The sequence below is a fragment of the Paraflavitalea sp. CAU 1676 genome (assembly GCF_029223285.1).
Lineage (GTDB): Bacteria > Bacteroidota > Bacteroidia > Chitinophagales > Chitinophagaceae > Paraflavitalea.
Genome location: NZ_JARHUJ010000014.1, coordinates 76,884 through 98,109 on the forward strand (window position 1 = coordinate 76,884; position 21,226 = coordinate 98,109).

The 21,226-nt window shown below is 49.9% G+C and carries 22 protein-coding genes; 13 read left to right on the forward strand and 9 right to left on the reverse strand.

What is annotated here, in order from left to right; genetic code table 11:
• Window positions 1–34 precede the first annotated feature (34 nt).
• From P2H89_RS34500 to P2H89_RS34520, 5 genes are all read left to right on the forward strand, one after another.
• Entirely contained in the window at window positions 35–1,753 is a 1,719-nt protein-coding gene (locus P2H89_RS34500) for a hypothetical protein (protein ID WP_275835974.1), read from the forward strand.
• Between the two features lie 259 nt (window positions 1,754–2,012).
• On the forward strand, window positions 2,013–2,363 hold the full coding sequence (locus tag P2H89_RS34505; RefSeq protein ID WP_275835976.1) for a cytochrome c: 351 nt from the start codon (window positions 2,013–2,015) through the stop codon (window positions 2,361–2,363).
• Between the two features lie 4 nt (window positions 2,364–2,367).
• Complete coding sequence (locus P2H89_RS34510) at window positions 2,368–2,820, forward strand: hypothetical protein (RefSeq protein ID WP_275835978.1); 453 nt, start codon at window positions 2,368–2,370, stop codon at window positions 2,818–2,820.
• A gap of 26 nt (window positions 2,821–2,846) precedes the next feature.
• Window positions 2,847–3,404, forward strand: coding sequence for a YceI family protein (locus P2H89_RS34515; protein ID WP_275835980.1), 558 nt, complete (start codon window positions 2,847–2,849; stop codon window positions 3,402–3,404).
• A 27-nt stretch (window positions 3,405–3,431) separates the two neighbouring features.
• Window positions 3,432–4,322 (forward strand): DUF5777 family beta-barrel protein, encoded by an 891-nt coding sequence (locus tag P2H89_RS34520; RefSeq protein WP_275835982.1) that lies wholly within the window; start codon window positions 3,432–3,434, stop codon window positions 4,320–4,322.
• A gap of 117 nt (window positions 4,323–4,439) precedes the next feature.
• On the opposite strand, the gene P2H89_RS34525 is transcribed toward P2H89_RS34520, so the two are convergent.
• The 4 genes from P2H89_RS34525 to P2H89_RS34540 are packed head-to-tail and all read right to left on the reverse strand — an operon-like array spanning window position 4,440 to window position 7,227.
• On the reverse strand, window positions 4,440–5,105 hold the full coding sequence (locus P2H89_RS34525) for a hypothetical protein (protein ID WP_275835984.1): 666 nt from the start codon (window positions 5,103–5,105) through the stop codon (window positions 4,440–4,442).
• A complete protein-coding gene (locus tag P2H89_RS34530) occupies window positions 5,105–5,854 on the reverse strand; it encodes a hypothetical protein (protein WP_275835986.1) in 750 nt (249 codons plus the stop codon). The genes P2H89_RS34525 and P2H89_RS34530 overlap by 1 nt, the downstream gene beginning before the upstream one ends.
• A 15-nt stretch (window positions 5,855–5,869) precedes the next feature.
• Complete coding sequence (locus tag P2H89_RS34535) at window positions 5,870–6,400, reverse strand: hypothetical protein (RefSeq protein ID WP_275835988.1); 531 nt, start codon at window positions 6,398–6,400, stop codon at window positions 5,870–5,872.
• Window positions 6,401–6,459: 59 nt separating this feature from the next.
• Window positions 6,460–7,227, reverse strand: a complete 768-nt coding sequence (locus P2H89_RS34540; RefSeq protein ID WP_275835990.1) for a biotin--[acetyl-CoA-carboxylase] ligase — start codon at window positions 7,225–7,227, stop codon at window positions 6,460–6,462.
• A gap of 191 nt (window positions 7,228–7,418) precedes the next feature.
• Here P2H89_RS34540 and rsfS point away from each other — a divergent pair, with 191 nt between their 5' ends.
• From rsfS to P2H89_RS34575, 7 genes are all read left to right on the forward strand, one after another.
• Entirely contained in the window at window positions 7,419–7,808 is a 390-nt protein-coding gene (rsfS, locus tag P2H89_RS34545) for a ribosome silencing factor (protein ID WP_275835992.1), read from the forward strand.
• A gap of 132 nt (window positions 7,809–7,940) precedes the next feature.
• Window positions 7,941–10,013, forward strand: a complete 2,073-nt coding sequence (gene ftsH, locus P2H89_RS34550) for an ATP-dependent zinc metalloprotease FtsH (RefSeq protein WP_275835994.1) — start codon at window positions 7,941–7,943, stop codon at window positions 10,011–10,013.
• Window positions 10,014–10,021: 8 nt separating this feature from the next.
• Window positions 10,022–10,657 (forward strand): LUD domain-containing protein, encoded by a 636-nt coding sequence (locus P2H89_RS34555; RefSeq protein WP_275835996.1) that lies wholly within the window; start codon window positions 10,022–10,024, stop codon window positions 10,655–10,657.
• Window positions 10,658–10,761: 104 nt separating this feature from the next.
• Window positions 10,762–11,208 carry a gamma-glutamylcyclotransferase family protein gene (locus tag P2H89_RS34560; RefSeq protein WP_275835998.1) on the forward strand — a complete coding sequence of 149 codons (447 nt, stop codon included), beginning with the start codon at window positions 10,762–10,764 and terminating at the stop codon, window positions 11,206–11,208.
• A 9-nt stretch (window positions 11,209–11,217) separates the two neighbouring features.
• Window positions 11,218–12,015, forward strand: a complete 798-nt coding sequence (locus tag P2H89_RS34565) for a UDP-2,3-diacylglucosamine diphosphatase (RefSeq protein WP_275836000.1) — start codon at window positions 11,218–11,220, stop codon at window positions 12,013–12,015.
• Entirely contained in the window at window positions 12,015–12,860 is an 846-nt protein-coding gene (locus P2H89_RS34570; protein WP_275836002.1) for a hypothetical protein, read from the forward strand. Before P2H89_RS34565 ends, P2H89_RS34570 begins: the two co-directional genes overlap by 1 nt.
• A 62-nt stretch (window positions 12,861–12,922) precedes the next feature.
• Entirely contained in the window at window positions 12,923–14,032 is a 1,110-nt protein-coding gene (locus P2H89_RS34575) for a mechanosensitive ion channel domain-containing protein (protein WP_275836004.1), read from the forward strand.
• A gap of 57 nt (window positions 14,033–14,089) precedes the next feature.
• Here P2H89_RS34575 and P2H89_RS34580 read toward each other — a convergent pair whose 3' ends face one another.
• Window positions 14,090–14,731 (reverse strand): MerR family transcriptional regulator, encoded by a 642-nt coding sequence (locus P2H89_RS34580; RefSeq protein ID WP_275836005.1) that lies wholly within the window; start codon window positions 14,729–14,731, stop codon window positions 14,090–14,092.
• A gap of 249 nt (window positions 14,732–14,980) precedes the next feature.
• Here P2H89_RS34580 and gyrB point away from each other — a divergent pair, with 249 nt between their 5' ends.
• A complete protein-coding gene (gene gyrB / locus P2H89_RS34585) occupies window positions 14,981–16,960 on the forward strand; it encodes a DNA topoisomerase (ATP-hydrolyzing) subunit B (RefSeq protein WP_275836007.1) in 1,980 nt (659 codons plus the stop codon).
• Between the two features lie 99 nt (window positions 16,961–17,059).
• Here gyrB and argH read toward each other — a convergent pair whose 3' ends face one another.
• From argH to P2H89_RS34605, 4 genes are read right to left on the reverse strand one after another with little or no spacing between them, the layout of a single operon-like run.
• The gene (gene argH / locus P2H89_RS34590) at window positions 17,060–18,358 is read right to left on the reverse strand and encodes an argininosuccinate lyase (protein ID WP_275836010.1); all 1,299 of its coding nucleotides are present in this window, start codon (window positions 18,356–18,358) and stop codon (window positions 17,060–17,062) included.
• The gene (locus P2H89_RS34595; RefSeq protein ID WP_275836012.1) at window positions 18,355–19,428 is read right to left on the reverse strand and encodes a M20 family metallo-hydrolase; all 1,074 of its coding nucleotides are present in this window, start codon (window positions 19,426–19,428) and stop codon (window positions 18,355–18,357) included. Before P2H89_RS34595 ends, argH begins: the two co-directional genes overlap by 4 nt.
• Window positions 19,418–20,206 (reverse strand): acetylglutamate kinase, encoded by a 789-nt coding sequence (gene argB / locus P2H89_RS34600; protein WP_275836014.1) that lies wholly within the window; start codon window positions 20,204–20,206, stop codon window positions 19,418–19,420. The genes P2H89_RS34595 and argB overlap by 11 nt, the downstream gene beginning before the upstream one ends.
• A 9-nt stretch (window positions 20,207–20,215) precedes the next feature.
• A complete protein-coding gene (locus P2H89_RS34605) occupies window positions 20,216–21,211 on the reverse strand; it encodes an acetylornithine carbamoyltransferase (protein ID WP_275836016.1) in 996 nt (331 codons plus the stop codon).
• Window positions 21,212–21,226: the final 15 nt, after the last annotated feature.

Sequence of the window (21,226 nt, forward strand, 5' to 3'; positions counted from 1 at the left end):
CCGGCTCCCGACTTTAATGTGAAAATCATTTTTTATGAGAAGTAGTTATGTGATGGGCTTCGCGCTTTGCATCGTTTCGGTAGTGATCATGCTGGAAGCGTATGACAGTCCGGCCCTGGGCGAAGAGACCGCCGGGCGTGCGATCACTATATTTTGTTCGCCTTCGCTCGACCTGTCGAAACTCAAAGCGGGGAATGCTCCTTTGATCAAAGGATTGGGCAATCTTCATTTCGAAATATCTACCCGGTCGAAGCAGGCGCAGCGGTATTTTGACCAAGGATTGATGCTGATGTATGCATTCAATCATGGCGAGGCGGCGCGGTCGTTCCTGGAAGTGACCCGGTTGGATTCTTCTGCTGCGATGGGATGGTGGGGTATGGCCATGGTGTTGGGGCCCAATTACAATGCGGCGCTCAATCCTTCGAGCCTGGAAGAGATCAATAAGTCTATGACGAATGCGAAGCAGCATGAATGGAAAGCTAGTGCCAAAGAAAAGTGGCTGATCAACGCGCTGCTGAAACGCTATCCTGCGGAGCCGGTGAGTGAAATGGCTCCCTTCCATGCGGCTTATGCTGCGGCGATGAAGCAGGCTTATGAGCAGTTTTCCCAGGATGCGGATGTGGCAACGTTGTATGCCGATGCGATGATGAACGAGCATCCCTGGAATCTCTACAGCAAAGATGGGAAGGCGCAGCCCTGGACGCCGGGCATCGAGCAGTTGCTGGAAGCAACGATGAAAAGGCATCCCAACCATCCGGGTGCGCTTCATTTATATATACATGCGGTGGAGGCATCGTCCACTGCATCGCGGGGCCTGCCGGCGGCGCGGAAATTATTGAACCTGGTGCCGGCTGCGGGGCACCTGGTGCATATGCCGGCGCATATCTATATCCGCACGGGGCATTATCACGACGGGGTGCAGGCTACTGAACTGGCGCAGGTTTCGGACAGCAGTTATATTGCCCAGTGCAAATCGCAGGGTACTTATCCACTATTGTATTTTCCGCACAATATCCATTTCCTGGCTGCCTGTGCTTTTCTGGAAGGCAATAGTAAGAAAGCGATGGAAGCTGCGTGGTCTGTATCGCGGCATGCGGACAGGCGTTACCTGGCCACCAATGGTACGGTACAGCATTATTATAGTATTCCTTTTTATGTGCTGGTGCATCTGGGCAAATGGGAAGATATTCTTTCTATTCCGGCTCCGGGCGGATCATTACAGTATCCCACCGCCATCTGGCATTATGCGCGGGGCATGGCTTTTACGGCCCGAGGTAAATGGCAGGAGGCTACTGCCGAGCTGAAGAAATTGAAAGCATATGCCGGCGAGTCCTCGCTGCGTTCATTACTCATATGGGAAACCAATAGTGCGCTGGACCTGATCTCTATTGCTGCGCTGACGCTGGAGGCTGAGATGCTGGCTTTCGGCCATCAATACGATCAGGCCATTGCGCTACTTCAACAGGCTGTGGTGATAGAAGATAAGCTTAACTACCAGGAGCCGCCCGATTGGTTTTTCTCGGTGCGTCATTCGTTGGGTCATGTGTTGTTGCAGGCGAAACGTTTTACAGAAGCCGAAGCTATTTACCGGGATGATCTGAAGATACTCCCCGAAAATGGCTGGGCCCTGATGGGTTTGTTAAAGAGCCTTGAAGGCCAGGAGCGAAATGCCGATGCGGAGCTGGTGCGCCAGCGTTTTGAGAAAGCCTGGCAGTGGGCCGATATTTCTCTAACCTCGTCGAGGAAGTACTGAACGGCTGCCGCACTTTTAAAGGGCGTTTCGACACTTTAACTGATTGAAGGAAACCCTGCAATCGGAATTAACGTATCAAAAATTATAAACCCGGAAGAAGCCACTGCCAGCACTGTCTATGCAGATAGGAGCTCCTTCTATGGGTTATCATAAGTTCTAAGGGTTTGGTTCCCTGTCCTTTCCAGGACAGGGATTTTTTTTACAGGCAACCCTCGTTAATAAAACGCCGTAAGGTTAGACACAGGAAACGATTTTTAATATGATGAAAAAAGTGTTTATCACCCTGGTTGTTTGTCTGGCGGTGTTTGTGGCTTGTACGAATGACAAAGAGGAGTTGCTCAATCCGTCTGGTAATGATTGCACGGGCGTCAATGCCAGCTTTGCGAATGATGTGTTGCCGATCATTCAGGCTAAGTGCCAGGGGTGCCATGGTGCGGGATCTACCAACGGTCCCGGGCAACTGACCAATTATAACGAGATTAAAAATGCTGCTGCAAAGATAAGAACGGCAGTAGTAACCGGGTATATGCCGAAAGTGGGCGGACCGCTTCCGTCGAGCGAGATCAAGATGATCAAGTGCTGGGTTGATTCAGGAACTCCCAATAATTAATTGCATGCGTAAGAGAACATGGGTGATACTCGGTTGTGGAGTGGTGGCGGCCATCATCGCGATGTACGCTTACCGGGAATATCACCGTGCCAATAAAAGTTTAGCGGCAGTGGAGGCCGATGCAACAGTAGAGGCTGTGGGGTTGGTGAATGAATTCCTTACCAATGATAGTGTGGCTTATAACAAATACCGGAATAAGATACTCGCAGTACATGGAATGGTTACATCGATCGATACGGCGGCGGGCGATTGTACGGTGGTGCTGGGCGATACCATAGCATTGTCTTCGGCGGTACGTTGCCTGGTCGACAGCGGTTTTGCTGCCACCGCCATCGCGTTAAAAAGGGGCGATCACATTACATTAAAAGGTGCTATCACTGGTTTCAAGAAAGACGAAACAGGGTTGCTGGGGTCGGATGTTGAACTGAACCGGTGTGTAGTTGCCGGTAAACCTTAAGTTTTACTTTAAAACTCTATTGAACAATGAATTTGCGTGTTATTGGCATAGCCAAGGTGCTTTTATTGCTATCCGTACTGGCTACTGCACAAGACAGATACTTTACCAAGAGTGGTAAGATCTCGTTCGTATCCAAAGGCAATATCGAGACCATTGCGGCTAAACATAAAGGTGTTACCTGTGTGCTGGATGCAAAGTCGGGCGCTCTGCAGTTTGCCGTGCTGATGAAGGGCTTTGAATTCGCCAAGGCTTTGATGCAGGAGCATTTCAATGAGAATTATGTAGAAAGTGACAAGTATCCAAAAGGCGATTTCAAGGGGCAGGTGAGCAACAATGGTGATGTGAAATATGGTCAGGATGGTGTGTATGCTGCGCGGGTAAAGGGTACCCTCACCATACATGGCATTAGTAAAGAGATCGAGGTGCCGGGCAATATTACGATCGGAAGCGGCAAACCTCAGTTGAATGCCAGCTTCAACATCCTGTTGTCGGACTATCAGATCAAGATCCCGGCCATCGTGAAGGAGAATATTTCCAATACAGTAACGATCACGATCGATTGCCCGCTGGACCCCCTTAAGTAATACTCAAACCTTTATAACTACTGAATTATGAATAAAAGAATAGGCGGCCGCCTGGCCGCATTGCTGTTGCTGGTCGTGGCCCATACAGCCTATGCGCAAGACGAAGACCTGCTGAAACAGCTTGGGCCCGATACGGCGAAGAAGGAGTATGTGAAGAATGCTTTTAAATCGTCGCGGGTAATCAACAACCACTCGATGGAGTTCATTGGCAAAGGGGTGATGGATGTGCGTATCCTGCACCGGTTTGGCACTATTCAAAACGGCTTCGAAGATCTTTTCGGCTTGGATGAGGCCAATACGCGTTTTGGGTTTGACTATGGGGTGGGGAAAAGCCTTACAATCGGTATAGGTCGAAGCAATGTGAACAAAGAACTGGATGGATTTATTAAATATCGTCCTATATGGCAATCGAAGGGGCCGGGTGGGTTTCCCTTCTCGGTGGTATTGATAACGGGCATGACAGTTAGAACACAGGATTTTCCCGAGCCCAAAGATGCGTATGAGTTCAAGCACCGGCTGGCTTTTTTTCAGGAAGTGATCATTGGCCGAAAGTTCAGTGAGGGGCTGAGCTTGCAGCTGAATCCTATCTTTTTGCACCGCAACCTGGTGCCGGGTGCAGAGGACGATAACAATACCTGGGCACTCGGCATGGGAGGGCGTGTCAAACTCTCTAAACGCACGGCTTTTGTGTTAGACTATACACCGATATTGGCTGGCCGGCAGGAGGGCACCAAGGACCCGATTGCAATGGGCTTCGATTTCGAGACCGGAGGGCACGTTTTTCAGCTGCATTTTACCAATGCCATCGGTATGAACGAACGGGCTTTCTTAACCACTACCACCGATGACTTCTGGAAAGGAGAGATCCGCTTTGGGTTCAACCTGTCGCGTGTATTCACCCTCAGTAAGAAAAAATAGGAATCCGGGTTTATTTTAACACGGCTGGATCATCCCGTAAGGGGTGGTCCTTTTTCATGGGCCGTATTTGCTGTCATGGCTTTATTGGCACCCGAGGGGGAGCGGCGCCTGGTGCGCTCAATTAATCTTATACATGAGCCTGAAGCCGCCAACAAAGGCCGGTACGGTGGATCTTTCTTCGTTGAGGTTGGTGGCAAACATCGATCGCATGAACTGGTAGGTGGCGTCGGAGGGCAGGTCGTTGGTGAGCCAGCGGTGGCGTACGCCAATGCCGGCATATACTTCCAGCCATAGCCGATGTGACCTGTTGAGGCTTTCCTGCACGCCCAGTTTCAGGTGCAGTCCACCTACATTTTTCCGGGCATGGAAACGCTTGTATTCCTGGTAAGCTGCCACGCCGTTTACGGTCTTCCTTCCCACCCAATCTTCCACTGTGCTGGACACCATCTTGTAATGTAATTCGGCTTCCACGTAGGTGTTAAGGCCGCGGTCGAAGTATTTCCTGATGGCGGGGCGGACGATGAACCCTTTGGCGTGTTTGGCATTGCGCACGTTGTAGGATTGAAATACATAAGCTACATCGGCCGAGGTAGCCCAGCTTTCGTGAAACCGGTATTCGGTGCCCAGGGAAAGATTGGTTTCGATGGGATCGATGAGGCCCATAGGGTTTATCCGGAGCAACCAGGTGTCTGGCGGTATGGTATATCCTTTTTTCGGTTGGGCAGTAAGGGTGCCTATCCAACAGCTGAGGCTGAATAAGAGTACAAATCGTATAGCAGGCATTAATTGATTTTTGTGATCAGTTGAGGGGTCAATGGGGTTGAGATATCGTAGAGCAGCAGGCCATCCCGCACCCAGCAGATGAGGGTATTGGATGTAGGTATTACATCCACATAAGATCCGTCCTTGAGGGCTGTTGTCTTTCTGGGTTGCCAGGCGTCTGTGATATCGAATACCAGCAGGCTGTCGCGGCTGCATACGTACAGGGCGTTCTGTTGATAACCCAGACCGTAAGGCTCCGGAACGTTGATGGCTGTTTTCTGAATGGGGTTGGTGACATTGGTAATGTCATACACGGCGAGGATGCTTTGGTTGCCTCCGCAAGCACCATTGGTGCGCAGGGTGGCGTAGGCTACATTATCGCGGGCTACCACGGGATCGCATCTCCTCAGCACTTGTGGACTGATGGCGGTGCTTAGCTTCTGCGGTTGTTCGGGGTTTTCGATGGAGAATATGTGTACTACACTGGTTGAGCCAATGAAGAGCTTGTCTTTGAAAGGATAGATCGTTTCTATTTCAAAGCCTACTTCTACCGTTGACTTCAGTAGGGGATCGGCGGGATCGCTGATGTTGTACACGCGCAACTTCGACGCATCTACGGTATACAGGTAATTGCCCGTAATGGCAAACCGGGCCAGCGAACCGCCCTGGCCGGTGGTTGATACAAAGGCTGCGGCAGAATCCTTGGAGCATCGCAGATTGGTGATGCCGATGCTGACCAGGAGGAGCGTATATATGATGGGGTTTCTCACTGTAATAGTTTAATGTTAACGACGGCAGGTTACTTTCTTAACGGTTTTCAGTTCCCAGTCAACAACAATGCCTTTGGAGTGGTCTACACATTCGAAATAAACATTATTGTAGGGCGGGTAATCCTGCGATACCGGTGGGAAGGCGTCTTTGAGCCGTTTAACGATGGTGGGTTGCTGTGGGTTGGCAATGTCGATGACGACCATATCGCTCACGCTGTTGGCGTAGAGGTAATGACCTTTTACCGCGATCTCGGTGCTGAAGGGGATCTTCAGAAAGGCGATCTTTTTAGGCTGTGCGCCGGAACGGTCGATGATATGAACGCCTTCCTGGATTTCATTCTGGAATACATAGCTGCCATAGCTGTAGATCTTTCCCGGTTTGAGGGTAGGCCTGGCGGCGGTTATGTCGATCGCCTGCATCGCGGCGGGCGTGGCGTATACGGGTACCCAGGCTTGTTGTTCTCCGTCGGGCGCCGGCGGGTCGACGATGCCGACACAGGCGCTTAAGAGAAAGGCTAAAGGGGTTATGATAGGGATTGCTTTCATACCCTATCTGATACGGTTATGGAAGTAAACGCTGCACCCTTCCGTTTAATTGATATATATCAGGGATGAATCACCCATTCTACTTCCCCAACCCCGAACCACCGGTCGATGGTGTCCTGCGTATGCAGCCTGCCATCGGCGGTAACCCCCCGGATGGTGGTTTCGAAAACGATATTATCCTTTTTGAGTTTTACGGTCTCGTTGTATTTATAAAGGGCCTGGTGATAATCAGCCAATAGCTGTTGCGGGTGCTGTAATGCCTGGTAGCGGTTTTCTAGCGCCTGGCAAAGCTCCTTTGCCAAGGGGATGATATCGTAGGTTTTACCAGTGATCTGCTTTAGCGAGACCGGGCGCAGGGTTTGCGGCGTGAAACCGGTTTGGTTGATATTGATACCCATACCTGCAATGGCGAGCAACCAGGCGGGTGTTCCGCCTTCCTGATCGGCCCTTCCGATTCTGGATTCAATAAGGATACCCCCTGCCTTTCTGTCACGCCAATACAGGTCGTTGGGCCATTTGATGCGTGTTTCCTCACCGGCGTAGATTTTAAAGAAATCATAACAACCAAGGGCGATGGCGGCGGAGAGTAAAAATTGTTGACTGGTTATCAGGCTTTCCGGGTAGATTACCACGCTCATCATGATATTTTCGCCGGGGGTGGCATGCCATGTTTTACCGCGCTGGCCCTTGCCGGCGGTTTGCTCGAGTGTAAAATAGACGTTGCCGTGCGGGGCTTTGCCAGCCGCTGCCTGGGCCATGGCATAGTTGTTGGTGCTATCTATAACCGGCAATATAATAAGCTGTTGGCCAATAGCGGGATGTGGCAAAAGATTACTATTTTTGGATTGCACGAAAATAGATATTACTGTTGAACGTTTAAGCTGTTGTGCTGTTATATTGGGATAATGGAATAGCAAGGCTGATAAACGGGATACAGCGGATCCTGACAGCGATCAATAAGCTATTCAGGATTACAATTTGACCATCTAAAACGTAATGATTATTGGAACAACTGTCAATGTTAGCTACCCGTCGTAAGCGGACCAGTGTAACGAGGTTAACTAAGAACTCGAAGATTTTTAAAGCCATCATCCACGCTATTCAGGAGAAAAAGGGCAGTCATATCATATCGATCGATCTCCGGAAAATTCCCGAAGCTATTGCTGATTTTTTCATCATTTGTGAGGCTGGTAGTACAACCCAGGTAAAAGCCATTGCCGATTTTGTGGAAGCGCATGTGCAGGAGGCAGCCAAAGACACGCCTTATCATCACGAAGGTCACCAGGGTGCACAATGGGTGATCGTAGACTACGTTAATATCGTGGTGCATGTCATGTTGCCAGAGACTCGTAAGTTCTACAAATTGGAAGAAATGTGGAGCGACGCCGACGCCGAAGAGCATAAATAATTTGATTCTTAAGGCCGGATGTTTGATATTGTGTACCGGGAGCTGTTCAGAATCTGCCATTTCAACAGGTTTTTTCGAACAATTTCATCACTATAATCCTTAATTAGAAAAACAAGCTGAAGCAAGTACAATATGTCACAGGACGATTCAAGACAGAATGAACGCGGTTTTCCGCGCCTACGCCCAAGAGGTGATGATAATGGCCAGCGTAAAGGTCCGAAATTCAATATCTATTGGGTTTGGGCGATCATCTTTGCTGTACTGGTAGCTTTTCAGTTATTCGGTTCCTTTGCCCCCGACGCCAAAGAAATTGATGAATTGGAGTTTTACCAGATGCTGGAGAAAGGGGATATCGATAAGTTAACGACGATCACCAATAAGAACCTTATCAGGATCACGCTTACCTCTGCGGGTTATCAGAAATACAAAGACCAGCTTTCCAAGAAATGGCCTGGTGTATCAGAAAAAGGCCCTCACTTCGAATTCAAGGTTATCAAGGCCGATGAGTTTGATAAAGAGCTGAAAAGCTGGTACAAAGACCATACTGGTGTAAAGGTAGTACCCAACAAACCTGCCCAGGAAGGCGAATGGTTCACCTCTATTATTCAATTCCTGCTTCCGCTGGTAGTGATCATCCTCATCTGGGTGATGCTGATGCGTAAGATGGGTGGCGGTGCAGGCGGCGGCAGTGGCCCCGGCGGCATCTTCAATATTGGTAAATCAAGGGCTACTCTTTTCGATAAAGGCACTAAGGTCAATATTACTTTCTCTGATGTAGCTGGTCTCGACGAAGCGAAAGTGGAAGTAATGGAGATCGTTGACTTCTTAAAGAATCCCAAGAAATATACAGCGCTTGGCGGTAAGATCCCTAAGGGAGCTTTGCTGGTAGGCCCTCCCGGTACCGGTAAAACCCTGCTGGCGAAAGCCATGGCGGGTGAAGCACAGGTTCCTTTCTTCTCTATGAGTGGTTCCGATTTCGTGGAGCTGTTCGTAGGGGTGGGTGCCAGCCGTGTAAGGGATCTGTTCAAGCAGGCCCGTGAAAAAGCGCCCTGTATCATCTTCATCGATGAGATCGACGCTATCGGCCGTGCCCGTGGCAAGAACGCCATCATGAGCAACGACGAAAGAGAAAGCACCCTCAACCAGTTGCTGGTGGAAATGGATGGTTTCAGCGGCGAAAGCGGTATCATCGTACTGGCGGCTACCAACCGTCCCGATGTACTCGACTCTGCCCTGCTGCGACCCGGCCGTTTCGACCGCCAGATCTCTATCGACAAACCCGATCTGAAAGGCCGTGAGCACATCTTCAAAGTGCACCTGAAGCCCATTAAAATATCTGAAAGAGTAGACATCCATAAACTCGCTGAGCAGACCCCTGGTTTTGCCGGCGCGGACATCGCCAACATCTGTAACGAAGCGGCCCTGATCGCTGCCCGTAAAGGCAAGCAATCAGTAGAAATGGAAGATTTCCAGGATGCCGTTGACCGTGTTATCGGTGGTTTGGAAAAAAAGAACAAGATCATATCGCCCGATGAAAAGCGGATCATCGCTTACCACGAGGCCGGTCACGCGATCTGCGGCTGGTACCTGGAGCACGCTTATCCGCTGCTGAAGGTGACTATCGTTCCGAGAGGGGTGGCTGCACTGGGTTATGCCCAATACACACCGAAGGAGCAATACCTGTACAATACCGATCAACTCACCGATCAGATCTGCATGACCCTCGGTGGTCGTGCCAGCGAAGAGATCTTCTTTGGTAAGATCTCGACCGGTGCCCAGAATGACCTGCAACAGATCACCCGCATTGCCTACTCCATGATCACGGTGTATGGTATGAATGATAAGGTAGGTAATGTAAGTTTCTACGATCCGGCTGCAGAAAATTCTTTCACCAAGCCATATTCCGAAGAAACTTCCAAGTTGATCGACGAAGAAGTGAGGAAGCTGATCGATAATGCCTACGAAAAGACCAAAGAACTTCTTACTGAAAAGAAAGGACAGGTTGAAAAACTGGCAGAAGCTTTGCTGAGCAAGGAAGTATTATTCCAAAGCGATGTGGAAGCATTGATCGGCAAACGTCCTTACGGTGAAAAGAAATTACTGGATGTGGATGGTGATCCTACGCACGGTGCTGAAGAAGGTTCTATCAGTGAAGGTGTGCCGCCGTACGACAGCAATGTAACCAACCATCCTGCTACTTCTTAATTGATATTATGAAGATTTCTCCTGCAAGGGAAAGTATTCTCAAGAAAATACGGAAGGCGTTGACTCAGTCAACGCCTCTTCCTTTTCCGCAAAGTGAAGGAAACAGTTCGGTATTCCAGCCCTCTCAACAGGAACTGGAAGTGCAGTTCGCGGAACAATTCTCCAAGCTCCAGGGTAAGTTTGTCTTCTGCCTTAACGAACAGGAACTGGCTGCCCAATTGGATCATGTGATTGGCCATAATAAATGGGAAAAGATCTATTGCCGCGAAGATGATTTGAGGCGTAACCTTGCTACCCACGGTTTTAAGTCGTTCAACCATGGCGATGTAGCCAGTTGCGATGCGGCCATTACTACCTGCGAGTGGCTGGTAGCGCGTACGGGCACTATCGTCTTGAGTGCCGGCCAGCCCAGCGGCCGAACAGTAAGCGTATATGCCCCCATCCATATTTGTATTGCCTATACCAGCCAGCTGGTGTACGATATCCGCGACGGGCTGTTGCAAGCCAGGGAGAAATATGGCAATAACCTGCCTTCCCTGATCACCTTTGCAACCGGCCCCAGCCGTACGGCGGACATCGAAAAAACGCTGGTGGTAGGGGTGCATGGGCCGAAAGAGGTATATGTATTCCTCGTCGACAAATAGCCTGCGTCGGTATTATTCTTCAATTGCCATTATCTTTACAGGGAATGTGAAACGTGGGCATGCTTTGTGCATTTACGTGTATTCACCTATTCATTACACCTCTTATGGCTCCTGAAATCTATCAACTATTTGTGTACGGATCGCTGCTGAGCGGCTTTCACCATCCTGCCTATGGCTACATCAGCCGGTATTTTACGCTGATCGGTCCGGCAAAGGTGCAGGGTAAGTTGTTCGATATGGGCGAATACCCTGCTGCGGTACCTGTTAATCAGGATGCGTGGATCGTGGGCGAACTATACCTGCTCAACAATAAAGATGAATTCGATTGGGCGATGAGCCAGCTCGATGATTATGAGGGGGTGTTTCCCGATGCTGGCGAGCAGCCTTTATATCGCCGCGAACCTGTGAATGTAGTGATCAATGAAAAGGATACACTGGCGTGGATCTACTGGTACAACCAGGATGTGGTGGGTAAACCACCAATTGTATCGGGTAGTGTATTGCAGTATCGTGATGAACAACAGAAGAAGAGTCAGTCAGGATTTTTTTAAGGCTTTGCTATGAACATACCCGCTGGTAAAAAAGTATATTTTCTTTCCGACTTTCATCTAGGTGCTCCGGATGCGGCTGCGAGCCTGAAGCGGGAAAAGCTCATTGTGGAATTTCTTGAAGAGATCAGGAAAGATGCAGCCGTGATCTTTATCGTGGGCGATATGTTCGATTTCTGGTACGAGTATCGCATGGTAGTGCCCAAGGGATATGTGCGGCTGTTGGGCAAACTGGCAGAGATCACCGATAGCGGCATTCCCATTCATTTCTTTGTCGGCAACCACGATATGTGGATGAAGGATTATCTGCAGCAGGAGTTGAATATTCCCGTGTATTTCGAACCGAGAGAGTTTGAGTTCAATGGCCAGCAGTTCCTCGTGGGGCATGGTGATGGCCTGGGGCCCGGCGATCATGGCTACAAATTCATCAAAAAGATATTCAGGAACCCGGTGTGTCAATGGCTGTTTGGTGTGCTGCCGCCTTATATGGGCATGGGCATCGCCAATTACATGAGCCGGCGCAGCCGCCGCATGACCGGACAAACGGACGAAAAGTTCTTTGGCGAAGCGGGCGAGTGGCTGATCATCTACAGCAAGGAGGTGTTACAGAAGAAGGCTTATAAATACCTGATATTTGGTCACCGGCATTTACCCATCGATTTTGTGATGAATAAGGACAGCCGGTATATCAACCTGGGCGACTGGATCCGTTACTATACCTACGCGGTGTTTGACGGTGCAGAGCTTACCTTGCAATCGAGGTATCCTGAATTGGAACACAAGATCATCCGCGGGCAAGCAGCCCAATAATGCAATTAAGATCAACGATATTATTCCTCCTATTGATCCTTTGTCTGCCGGGCGCCGGCGGAACCTTGTTTGCGCAGCAGGGACAGCCCGCGCAGCGTGACAGCTTTTTTATTTTGTCGCGCACCATCGCCGGAGACTTTACCGACTTCACGGTCGATAACCTGGGTAATATCTACGTGCTCAATCAATCGGGTCAGTTGAAGAAGATGGGGCCGGCTGGTGATTCTGTTGCCGTTTTCAATAATGTGCGACAGTATGGCAAGATCCAGTTCATCGATGTTTCGAACCCGCTTAAGGTGCTGTTGTATTTTAAGGATTTTGGTACGGTCGTTACGCTTGACCGTTTCCTGAATACCCGTTCTACACTCGATCTGCGGCGCCGGCAATTGTTCCAGGTAAAGGCGATCGGCCAGGCGTATGACAACAATATCTGGGTGTTTGACGAACTGGAAAGCAAGCTGAAGCGGATAGGAGAGGATGGACGCATTATTGACCAGACGGCCGATTTCAGACTGCTGTTCGATTCAATGCCCTCGCCCAATTTCATTGTAGACCAGAACAAGCAGGTGTACCTGTACGATGCCACCAAGGGTGTCTATTTATTTGACTATTACGGCGCTTTCAAGAACCGCATCCGGTTTATCGGGTGGACCGATTTTTCGGTGATCAACAATACGATCTTCGGACGTGATGCCGGTCTATTGTATCGTTATGAGCCAGGTACCCTCAACCTGCAGCAATATCCTATTCCACCTTCCATGCAAAAGGCCCGGAAGATCAAAATTGTTCCTGGCTATCTCTATCTTTTGCGCGACGGGCAGTTGGAAATTTATACTTATCGTTAATTACAGGCCACTTATAACTTTCTCTTTGGGATTCCGGAGGCTGTTTTAATTAAATTTGCAGCATGGACAGATTCCTGGATGGTGTTTTTTTGGATAATACGATCAGAAGTTATTTGCTGGTAGGTGGTTCTATACTGTTAGCCGTACTGTTCAAGCGTTATTTGTCGCGGTACATTGCCGGTTTGTTGTACCGGGTCATTCACCGGGTGGCCAGTGGGGTCGACAAAAAATCGTTTGTAAACCTCGTAGTATCACCGCTGGAGACTTTTCTGCTGATGCTGGTGATCATCATCTCTCTCGACAAACTTACCTTTCCCCGGTTATTCGATATCAGTTTATACAAACTGAAGCTGCATGGTTTTATCGATGGCGTTGCCATTATCGTCATGATCATTACTTTCAACTGGCTGCTGCTGCGCATCATCGATTTTGTAGCGATGATACTACAGCACAAAGCCGATCTTACGCCCGACCAGACAGATAATCAGCTGGTGGTGTTCTTCAAGGATTTCTTCAAGGCCATTGTTGTGATCATGGGTGTGCTGATGGTGTTGAAGCTGGCTTTCCACTATCCTATCACAAATTTGATCACGGCCCTGAGTATCGGCGGTGCGGCCATCGCGCTGGCCACCCGGGAAAGCCTGGAGAACCTGATCGCGTCTTTCATCATCTTTTTTGATAAGCCATTCATGGTGGGCGACCTGGTGAAGGTGCAATCGATCACCGGTACGGTGGAGAAGATAGGTTTGCGGAGTACGCGTATCCGTACGGACCAGAAGACTTTTGTTACGATGCCCAACAAGCAGATGGTGGACAGTATCATGGATAACCTCACGCTGCGTACGCAGAGAAGGGCTTTTGTGCAGTTGGAGCTGGCCATCGATACGCCGCATGAGGCCATCGGGCAACTGATATTGCGCATTCAGCAGCAATTCCAGGTGCGGAACAATGTGGTAGAAAATTATACTGTATTCCTCTCTGATATTGTTAAAGATACCTACCTCGTGAACGTGGAGTTCTTTACTGCTACTATTCCGGTGGCCGATTTCAACGCGCTGCGGCAGGACGTAAACCTCTTTATCATCGCGCTGATGAAGGACATGAAGATCAAGCTGGCTACGAAAGAGCCGGGAGTGATCGTTATGAAGGAGTCTGCCAGCGGATCCAATTAACCAGGGCGGCTGCGGAACCTGCGGCGGCTACGATCTTTACGAAGGAGGGCTAACTATTTACAGGGCTGCTTTGATCTCGAGCAGGAACTCCTTTACCTTTTGGAGTGATTGGATCATTTCGAAGTTTTCCTTGCTTTGTTTATTCTTCTTGAGGAAGTCTTTGGCGCCTTCTATAGTGAGTTTACGGCGGCGCAGGAGGTCGTAGATCAATTCCAGGTTCTTGATATCGACGGGCCTGAAATGCCGGTCGCCTTTGCGGTTCTTGCGGGGCTGGATGATATCGAATTCATTTTCCCAGAAACGCAACAGGGACTGGTTTACGCCAAACATTTCGGCTACTTCCCCGATCGCATAATACTGCCGCTGGAACAGTATTTCGTCTGCTGGTATGTGAACAAGGTCTGCCTCCGCGTCGAGTGCTTTCAGCGATTTACGCCCCCTTGTAGACTTTTTAACGGCCTGTTTGGCGGCCGGAGCTTCGGTTACGGCCGTTAAGGCTTCTGCCATCACCTCCTGGAGGGGGGATGGGGTTGCCTGTGGCTCCTCATCGATCTGGTCAAGCTCAGGTTCGGCCTCGGGCTCTTCCCTGGGCAGTTCTATGGGCTTGATGGATTTTATCCTTACCCCCACAGAAGCATTTTCCTGAGTTTGAGCTTCAGAAAAATCGAAAGTAATCTGAGATTGGTTCTTAGATTCCATAGTCGTAAGTGGGATAATGGTGTATTCTGTAACAAATATCGTGCAGTAAAACTACGAACTTTAAAAGTGGCTTTTTAAGGGTATCTGAAAGGAGTGTTAAAAGTGGGCTTTGAAGGGCTCAGAAACAATGCGTTAAACGGTGAAAAAAGGTGTATAAAATGGCCTTCCGAAAGCGGCTGAAAGCCTTAATTTTCGTACATTTGCGGGATACAACATTCTTAACTCTCACAAGCATTTTCTCAACCATTTATGGATACAGAAATCAAGGAAATTCTTACCCCCGCTACGAATGGATATGGAGCAGATAGTATACAGGTTCTGGAAGGATTGGAAGCGGTTCGTAAGCGTCCTGCCATGTATATCGGCGATGTTGGCGAAAAAGGCCTGCACCACCTGGTATATGAGGTAGTTGACAACTCGATCGATGAAGCTCTTGCGGGCTATTGTAAGAATATCGTTGTGACGATACACGAAGATGACTCGATCTCGGTTATTGATGATGGTCGTGGTATCCCTACCGGTATCAATACCAAGGAGAAGAAAAGCGCTCTGGAAATAGTAATGACCGTGTTGCATGCCGGTGGTAAGTTCGACAAAGACACTTATAAGGTTTCCGGTGGTCTGCACGGTGTGGGTGTAAGTTGCGTGAACGCCTTAAGCACCCTGTTGCACGTGACAGTTCAGCGTGAAGGAAAGATTTTTGAGCAGGAGTATCGCATTGGTGTTCCCCAGTATCCTGTAAGAGAGATCGGTGTTTCTGAGAAAACCGGAACCACAGTACACTTCTGGCCCGATACCAGCATTTTCACGGTTAGTGTTTATAAGAAGGACATCCTAGAAGGCCGTTTGCGTGAGCTGGCCTACCTGAACAAGGGCATCAGCATTACGCTGAATGATCTGCGTGAAAAGGATGAGCAGGATGTTACTTATACCAAGAATTTCTACAGCGAAGGTGGCATTACCGAGTTTGTCGCTATGCTCGACAAGAACGCCGGCAGAACCAACCTGATCCCCAACATCATCTACGTTGAAGGCCGCGATGAAAAGACGAATGTGGCCGTAGAAGTGGCGCTCACGTATAACGACAGTTATAACGAGCATATCTACTCTTACGTAAATAATATCAACACGATCGAAGGGGGTACACACGTATCCGGTTTTCGCCGGGCGCTTACGCGTATGTTCAAATCATACGGAGATCGGGAAAACCTGTTTGAGAAAGCGAAAGTAGAGATAGAAGGGGATGACTTCCGTGAAGGTCTCAGCGCCATCATCTCTGTAAAAGTACCTGAGCCGCAGTTTGAAGGTCAAACCAAGACCAAGCTGGGTAACAGCGATGTAATGGGTGTGGTAGACAGTACCGTATCCAAAGCGCTGGAGAAATTCCTCGAAGAGAATCCCAAAGAAGCCAAGAATATCATTTCGAAGGTGATCCTCGCGGCACAGGCCCGTGCAGCAGCCCGCAAGGCACGTGAGCTGGTACAACGTAAGAGCGTATTGAGCGGCGGCGGCTTACCCGGTAAGCTGGCCGATTGTTCGGACCGCGATGCTGAACGCTGCGAGCTGTTCCTTGTGGAAGGTGACTCGGCCGGTGGTACTGCCAAGCAGGGCCGCGACCGTTCGTTCCAGGCCATTCTGCCACTGCGTGGTAAGATCCTGAACGTTGAGAAAGCAATGGAACATAAGATCTACGAGAACGAGGAAATCCGCAATATGTACACCGCCCTCGGTGTTACCGTGGGTACGCCCGAAGATCCCAAGGCCCTCAACCTCGCTAAACTCCGCTATCACAAACTGATCATCATGACGGATGCCGACGTGGATGGAAGCCACATCGCCACCCTCATCCTGACCTTTATTTATCGCTATATGGCCCCCATGGTGGAGCAAGGGTATGTTTACATCGCCCAGCCGCCATTGTACCTCGTTAAGAAGGGTAAGGATCAATCTTACGCCTGGAATGAGGAGCAACGTAAGGGCCTTGTAGCCAAGTTTGGCGCCGGTAAAGAAGACAGCGTTACCATCCAGCGGTACAAAGGTCTTGGTGAAATGAACGCTACCCAGCTGTGGGATACCACCATGAACCCCGAAACTCGTACGTTGAAGCAGGTAACCATCGAGAGTGCCGCTGAAGCCGATCGAATCTTCAGTATGCTGATGGGCGATGAGGTAGCTCCCCGCCGTGAGTTTATCGAGAGCCACGCCAAATACGCTAAGCTCGACGTATAATCAACCAGTCAATGTAGTGCAGCGCCCCGGCGCTGCCTTAAAATAAGAATCCCTCTCTGCGACCAGAGAGGGATTTTGCTTTTGTAGAAATGATAACTATTAGAACTTATCGATCACTTTGTTCATAGCTGTAACAATGTAATCATTGTACAGGTTGCCAAGGCTACCCTCGTGGGTATGGTGCAATTGTTTCTTATAATCAAATGAGAAACTTCCTTTCTCGATATCGTTGCCCACTTGTTTATATGCGTCCCGGAAGGGGATTCCTTTGTTCACCAATTCATTCACCGCTTCAACGCTGAACAGGTACCTGTATTTTTCGTCGTCGAGGATGTTTTCAGTTACGCTCAAGTTCTCCAGCATCAGGCGGGTCATTTGCAGGCAATCCTTCAGCGTTTCAATAGCCGGGAACAGGATCTCCTTGGTGAGCTGCAGATCGCGGTGATAGCCGGAGGGCAGATTATTGACCAGGAGGATGAGTTCGTTGGGGGTAGCCTGAATGCGGTTGCATTTAGCACGAATGAGCTCAAAGACATCCGGGTTCTTCTTGTGTGGCATGATGCTGCTGCCAGTCGTCAATTCGGCCGGGAATGATATAAACCCGAAATTCTGGTTGATATAGAGGCAGCAATCCATCGCCAGGCGGCTGAGGGTAGCAGCTACAGCGCCGATGCCGGTGGCTACTACGCGTTCGGTTTTACCACGGCTCATTTGCGCGTACACCGAATTGGCGTTGAGGGCACCGAATTGCAGCAATTCGGTGGTGCGGGTACGGTTGAGCGGGAAAGAAGAACCATAGCCGGCGCCGCTTCCCAGCGGATTCTTATTGGCTACTGCATAAGCGGCAGCCAGCAGTTCCAGGTCATCTACCAAACCTTCAGCGTAGGCGCCTAACCACAGGCCAAACGATGAGGGCATGGCAATCTGGAGATGGGTATATCCCGGTAGTAAGTGTTGTTTGAATTTTTCGCTTTGGGCGATGAGCAGGTCGAAGAGTGCTTTTACTTCTTCCTTTACAGAGAGTACTTCAGCACGTAGATAGAGCTTGATATCCACCGCTACCTGATCGTTACGGCTGCGACCGCTGTGGATCATTTTACCGGCCTCTCCGATGCGTTTGGTGAGCAGCATTTCCACCTGCGAGTGTACGTCTTCCACACCGTCTTCTATGCTGAATTTGCCGGCTTCTATTTCGGCAGCGATGGCTTTGAGTCCGTTCACCGCCAGGGTGGCGTCTTCTTTGCTCATGAGGCCTACTTCGCCCAGCATGGTTACGTGAGCGATAGAGCCCTGCACATCATATTTTGCCAGGAGGATATCAAATTCCTTGTCGCGACCTACGGTGAATTTCTCAATGCGGTCTGATACGGAAGTGTTTTCTTTTTGCCACAGTTTCATAATACCTGGTTTAATAGTTGGATGTACAATTCGATGCCTTCTTTGATCTCGTCGATGTAAATGAACTCATCGGCGGTATGGCTGCGAGCCGAATCGCCGGGGCCCATTTTGAGGGTTTGGAAAGGCATGAGGGCTTTATCGGATGTAGTGGGGGAACCGTAATAATTGCGCTTCAGGTTGATGCCTGCTTTCGTAAGCGGATGATCGAGGGCTATGGAGGTGGAGCGTAAACGGGTGCTGCGGGGTTGTACCTCGCATTGTACGTTGGCGCGGATCACTTCCAGCACTTCTTCGAAGGTATACAGTTCATTCACCCGCACATCTACCACAAACTTGCACTGGGCAGGTACAACGTTGTGTGCCTTGTTATCGGTTTCAATCACGGTTACGCTGGTCTTTACGGGGCCCAGCAGGTCGGATACTTTCGGGAACTTGTGCGTGCGGAACCATTCTATATCGGTCAATGCTTTATAGATCGCATTCTCACCCTCTTCACGGGCGGCATGTCCTGCTTTGCCATGGGAGATCGCGTCGAGCACCATCAAGCCTCTTTCCGCTACTGCCATATGCATTTGCGTAGGTTCTCCTACGATGCCGCAATCAATAGTTCCGAGTTCGGGCAGCAGGGCTTCGATGCCGTTGCGGCCGGATATTTCTTCTTCGGCCGTGGCTGCCAGCAGGAGGTTAAACTTCAGATCGGCACGATAATAATAATACAGGAAAGTGCTGATGAGGGATACCAGGGGGCCGCCTGCATCATTGCTGCCGAGGCCGAATAATTTCCCGTCTTTTTCAACGGGGATAAACGGATCGAGTGTATAACCCTTATTGGGCTTTACGGTATCGTGGTGCGAGTTGAGCAGCAGGGTGGGTTTGGCCGCATCGAAATGCTTGTTCACCGCCCATACATTGTGCAGGAAGCGGTTGGCCTTGACGCCCTGTTGGGCAAAGAACTGTTCAAGTATCTGTGCAGTATGTTCTTCTTCCTTACTGAAGGAAGGAGTTGCGATTAGCTGTTTCAGCAACGCTACCGCCTGTTCGTACAATAGGTTGATGCGATCACTGCTCATTGATAATGGTTGTGCCGGCGGTTCCGGTAATTAATTGTTGTAACTGCTCTGCTTTTCCGATGATCACTTTCTTAACACCACTGTTCAGGGCAGCGAAGGCATTGTCCAGTTTGGGGATCATGCCGGCAAATATCTTTTGTTCGGCTTTCAGTTGCTGGTAGTAAGCGGGTGTAATGGCATTGATGACGGTGCTGTCGTCGCTGGCATCGAGCAGCACGCCACTTTTCTCGAAGGAGTAGATCAGCTGCACATCGAAATGACCGCTGAGGCCTTTGGCGGTTTCCTGCGCGATGGTATCGGCATTGGTATTCAGCAGCAGACCTTGCTTATCGTGCGTGATGGGCGCCAGGACGATTGCGAGGTTTTGATCGAGCAACACTTTCAGCAGGGGGGCATTCACGCTGTCTACATCCCCTACAAATCCATAATCGAGCGTGGGGTGCACGCGCTTGTGCGCCTGAATAACATTGCCATCGGCGCCGGATAGACCCATCGCGTTGCAGCCATGCGATTGCAGTTTGGCAACGATGTTCTTATTGATATAGCCAGCATACACCATCGTCACGATCTTGAGTGTTTCGGCATCGGTGATCCTTCTGCCGTCGACCAGCTGCTGGGGAACTTTCATTTCTTCGGCCAGGCGGGTGGCCAGTTTGCCGCCGCCGTGTATCAGGACCTTCTTACCAGGCAGGGCAGCAAAGGAGGCGAGGAATGATGCCAGCTTGGCCTCATCGTCGATGATATTGCCGCCTATTTTGACTACGAATAACTTTTCCAAACGGGCAGTTTAAAAGTTTGCTTTAAGGATCTCCGACAGTACAGCCTGTGCAGCCCATACGCGGTTGGAGGCTTCCTGGGTAACGATACTGTTGGGCCCGTCGAGTATTTCATCGCTCAGTTCCACATTCCTTCTTACGGGCAAACAGTGCATTACTTTGGCGTTGTTGGTAAGCGCGAGCTTTACGTTGGTGAGCATCCAGGCAGGATCGTTGGTGTAGATGCGGCCATACTCATTGTTGAAGGTGCTCCAGTTCTTTACATACACATAATCGGCGTCTTTGAGGGCTGCATCCTGATCGTGGGTGATGGTGGCACCGTTGGTGAACTGGGTATCGAGTTCGTAATCTTCCGGATGGGTGATCACGAAATCGGCCTGGCCCCAGGCATTGATCCATTGGGAGAAGCTGTTGGCCACACATTGGGGCAATGGCTTTACATGCGGCGCCCAGGTGAGCACGATCTTCGGCTTTTTCTTGCTGCCCCACATGGGGCCGCCGGCTGTACCAAAAGGAACGGTAGCCGTTTCGTTGATGGTGATCACATCGGTGAGGCTCTGCAGCGGGTGCAGCGTTGCACTCTCGAGGCTTACCACAGGAATGCCGGCGTATTTGATGAACTGTTTAATGAACAGTTCGCTGTAATCATCGTCGCGGTTCTTCAGGGAGGGGAAGGTACGGATGGCGAGCACATCGAAGTACTTACCCATGATCGGCGCTGCGTCTTTCACGTGCTCTACGGTGCTGCCGCTCATGATGGCTTCTTCTTCAAATTCCAGTGCCCAGCCTTCCTGGCCAACGTTGAATACGATGGCTTCCATGCCGAGGTTCTGTGCAGCGATCTGTGTGCTGAGACGGGTACGCATACTTGGATTGAGGAATAACAATCCTATCCGTTTATTGGATCCAAGCGTTTTATCTTTCAGCGGATTGGCCTTATAGCTCAGGGCTTTGGCCACCAGGTCGTTGATGTTGGTAACATCGTGTACAGAAATAAAGTTTCTCATTTCCCCGAAGAGCGG

Bases quoted from the DNA above. Each gene is read 5' to 3' on its own strand.
- P2H89_RS34500 (WP_275835974.1), top strand. From the start codon at position 35: ATGAGAAGTAGTTATGTGATGGGCTTCGCGCTTTGCATCGTTTCGGTA.
- P2H89_RS34505 (WP_275835976.1), top strand. From the start codon at position 2,013: ATGATGAAAAAAGTGTTTATCACCCTGGTTGTTTGTCTGGCGGTGTTT.
- P2H89_RS34510 (WP_275835978.1), top strand. From the start codon at position 2,368: ATGCGTAAGAGAACATGGGTGATACTCGGTTGTGGAGTGGTGGCGGCC.
- P2H89_RS34515 (WP_275835980.1), top strand. From the start codon at position 2,847: ATGAATTTGCGTGTTATTGGCATAGCCAAGGTGCTTTTATTGCTATCC.
- P2H89_RS34520 (WP_275835982.1), top strand. From the start codon at position 3,432: ATGAATAAAAGAATAGGCGGCCGCCTGGCCGCATTGCTGTTGCTGGTC.
- P2H89_RS34525 (WP_275835984.1), bottom strand. From the start codon at position 5,105: ATGCCTGCTATACGATTTGTACTCTTATTCAGCCTCAGCTGTTGGATA.
- P2H89_RS34535 (WP_275835988.1), bottom strand. From the start codon at position 6,400: ATGAAAGCAATCCCTATCATAACCCCTTTAGCCTTTCTCTTAAGCGCC.
- rsfS (WP_275835992.1), top strand. From the start codon at position 7,419: ATGTTAGCTACCCGTCGTAAGCGGACCAGTGTAACGAGGTTAACTAAG.
- ftsH (WP_275835994.1), top strand. From the start codon at position 7,941: ATGTCACAGGACGATTCAAGACAGAATGAACGCGGTTTTCCGCGCCTA.
- P2H89_RS34555 (WP_275835996.1), top strand. From the start codon at position 10,022: ATGAAGATTTCTCCTGCAAGGGAAAGTATTCTCAAGAAAATACGGAAG.
- P2H89_RS34560 (WP_275835998.1), top strand. From the start codon at position 10,762: ATGGCTCCTGAAATCTATCAACTATTTGTGTACGGATCGCTGCTGAGC.
- P2H89_RS34565 (WP_275836000.1), top strand. From the start codon at position 11,218: ATGAACATACCCGCTGGTAAAAAAGTATATTTTCTTTCCGACTTTCAT.
- P2H89_RS34570 (WP_275836002.1), top strand. From the start codon at position 12,015: ATGCAATTAAGATCAACGATATTATTCCTCCTATTGATCCTTTGTCTG.
- P2H89_RS34575 (WP_275836004.1), top strand. From the start codon at position 12,923: ATGGACAGATTCCTGGATGGTGTTTTTTTGGATAATACGATCAGAAGT.
- P2H89_RS34580 (WP_275836005.1), bottom strand. From the start codon at position 14,731: ATGGAATCTAAGAACCAATCTCAGATTACTTTCGATTTTTCTGAAGCT.
- gyrB (WP_275836007.1), top strand. From the start codon at position 14,981: ATGGATACAGAAATCAAGGAAATTCTTACCCCCGCTACGAATGGATAT.
- argH (WP_275836010.1), bottom strand. From the start codon at position 18,358: ATGAAACTGTGGCAAAAAGAAAACACTTCCGTATCAGACCGCATTGAG.
- P2H89_RS34595 (WP_275836012.1), bottom strand. From the start codon at position 19,428: ATGAGCAGTGATCGCATCAACCTATTGTACGAACAGGCGGTAGCGTTG.
- P2H89_RS34605 (WP_275836016.1), bottom strand. From the start codon at position 21,211: ATGAGAAACTTTATTTCTGTACACGATGTTACCAACATCAACGACCTG.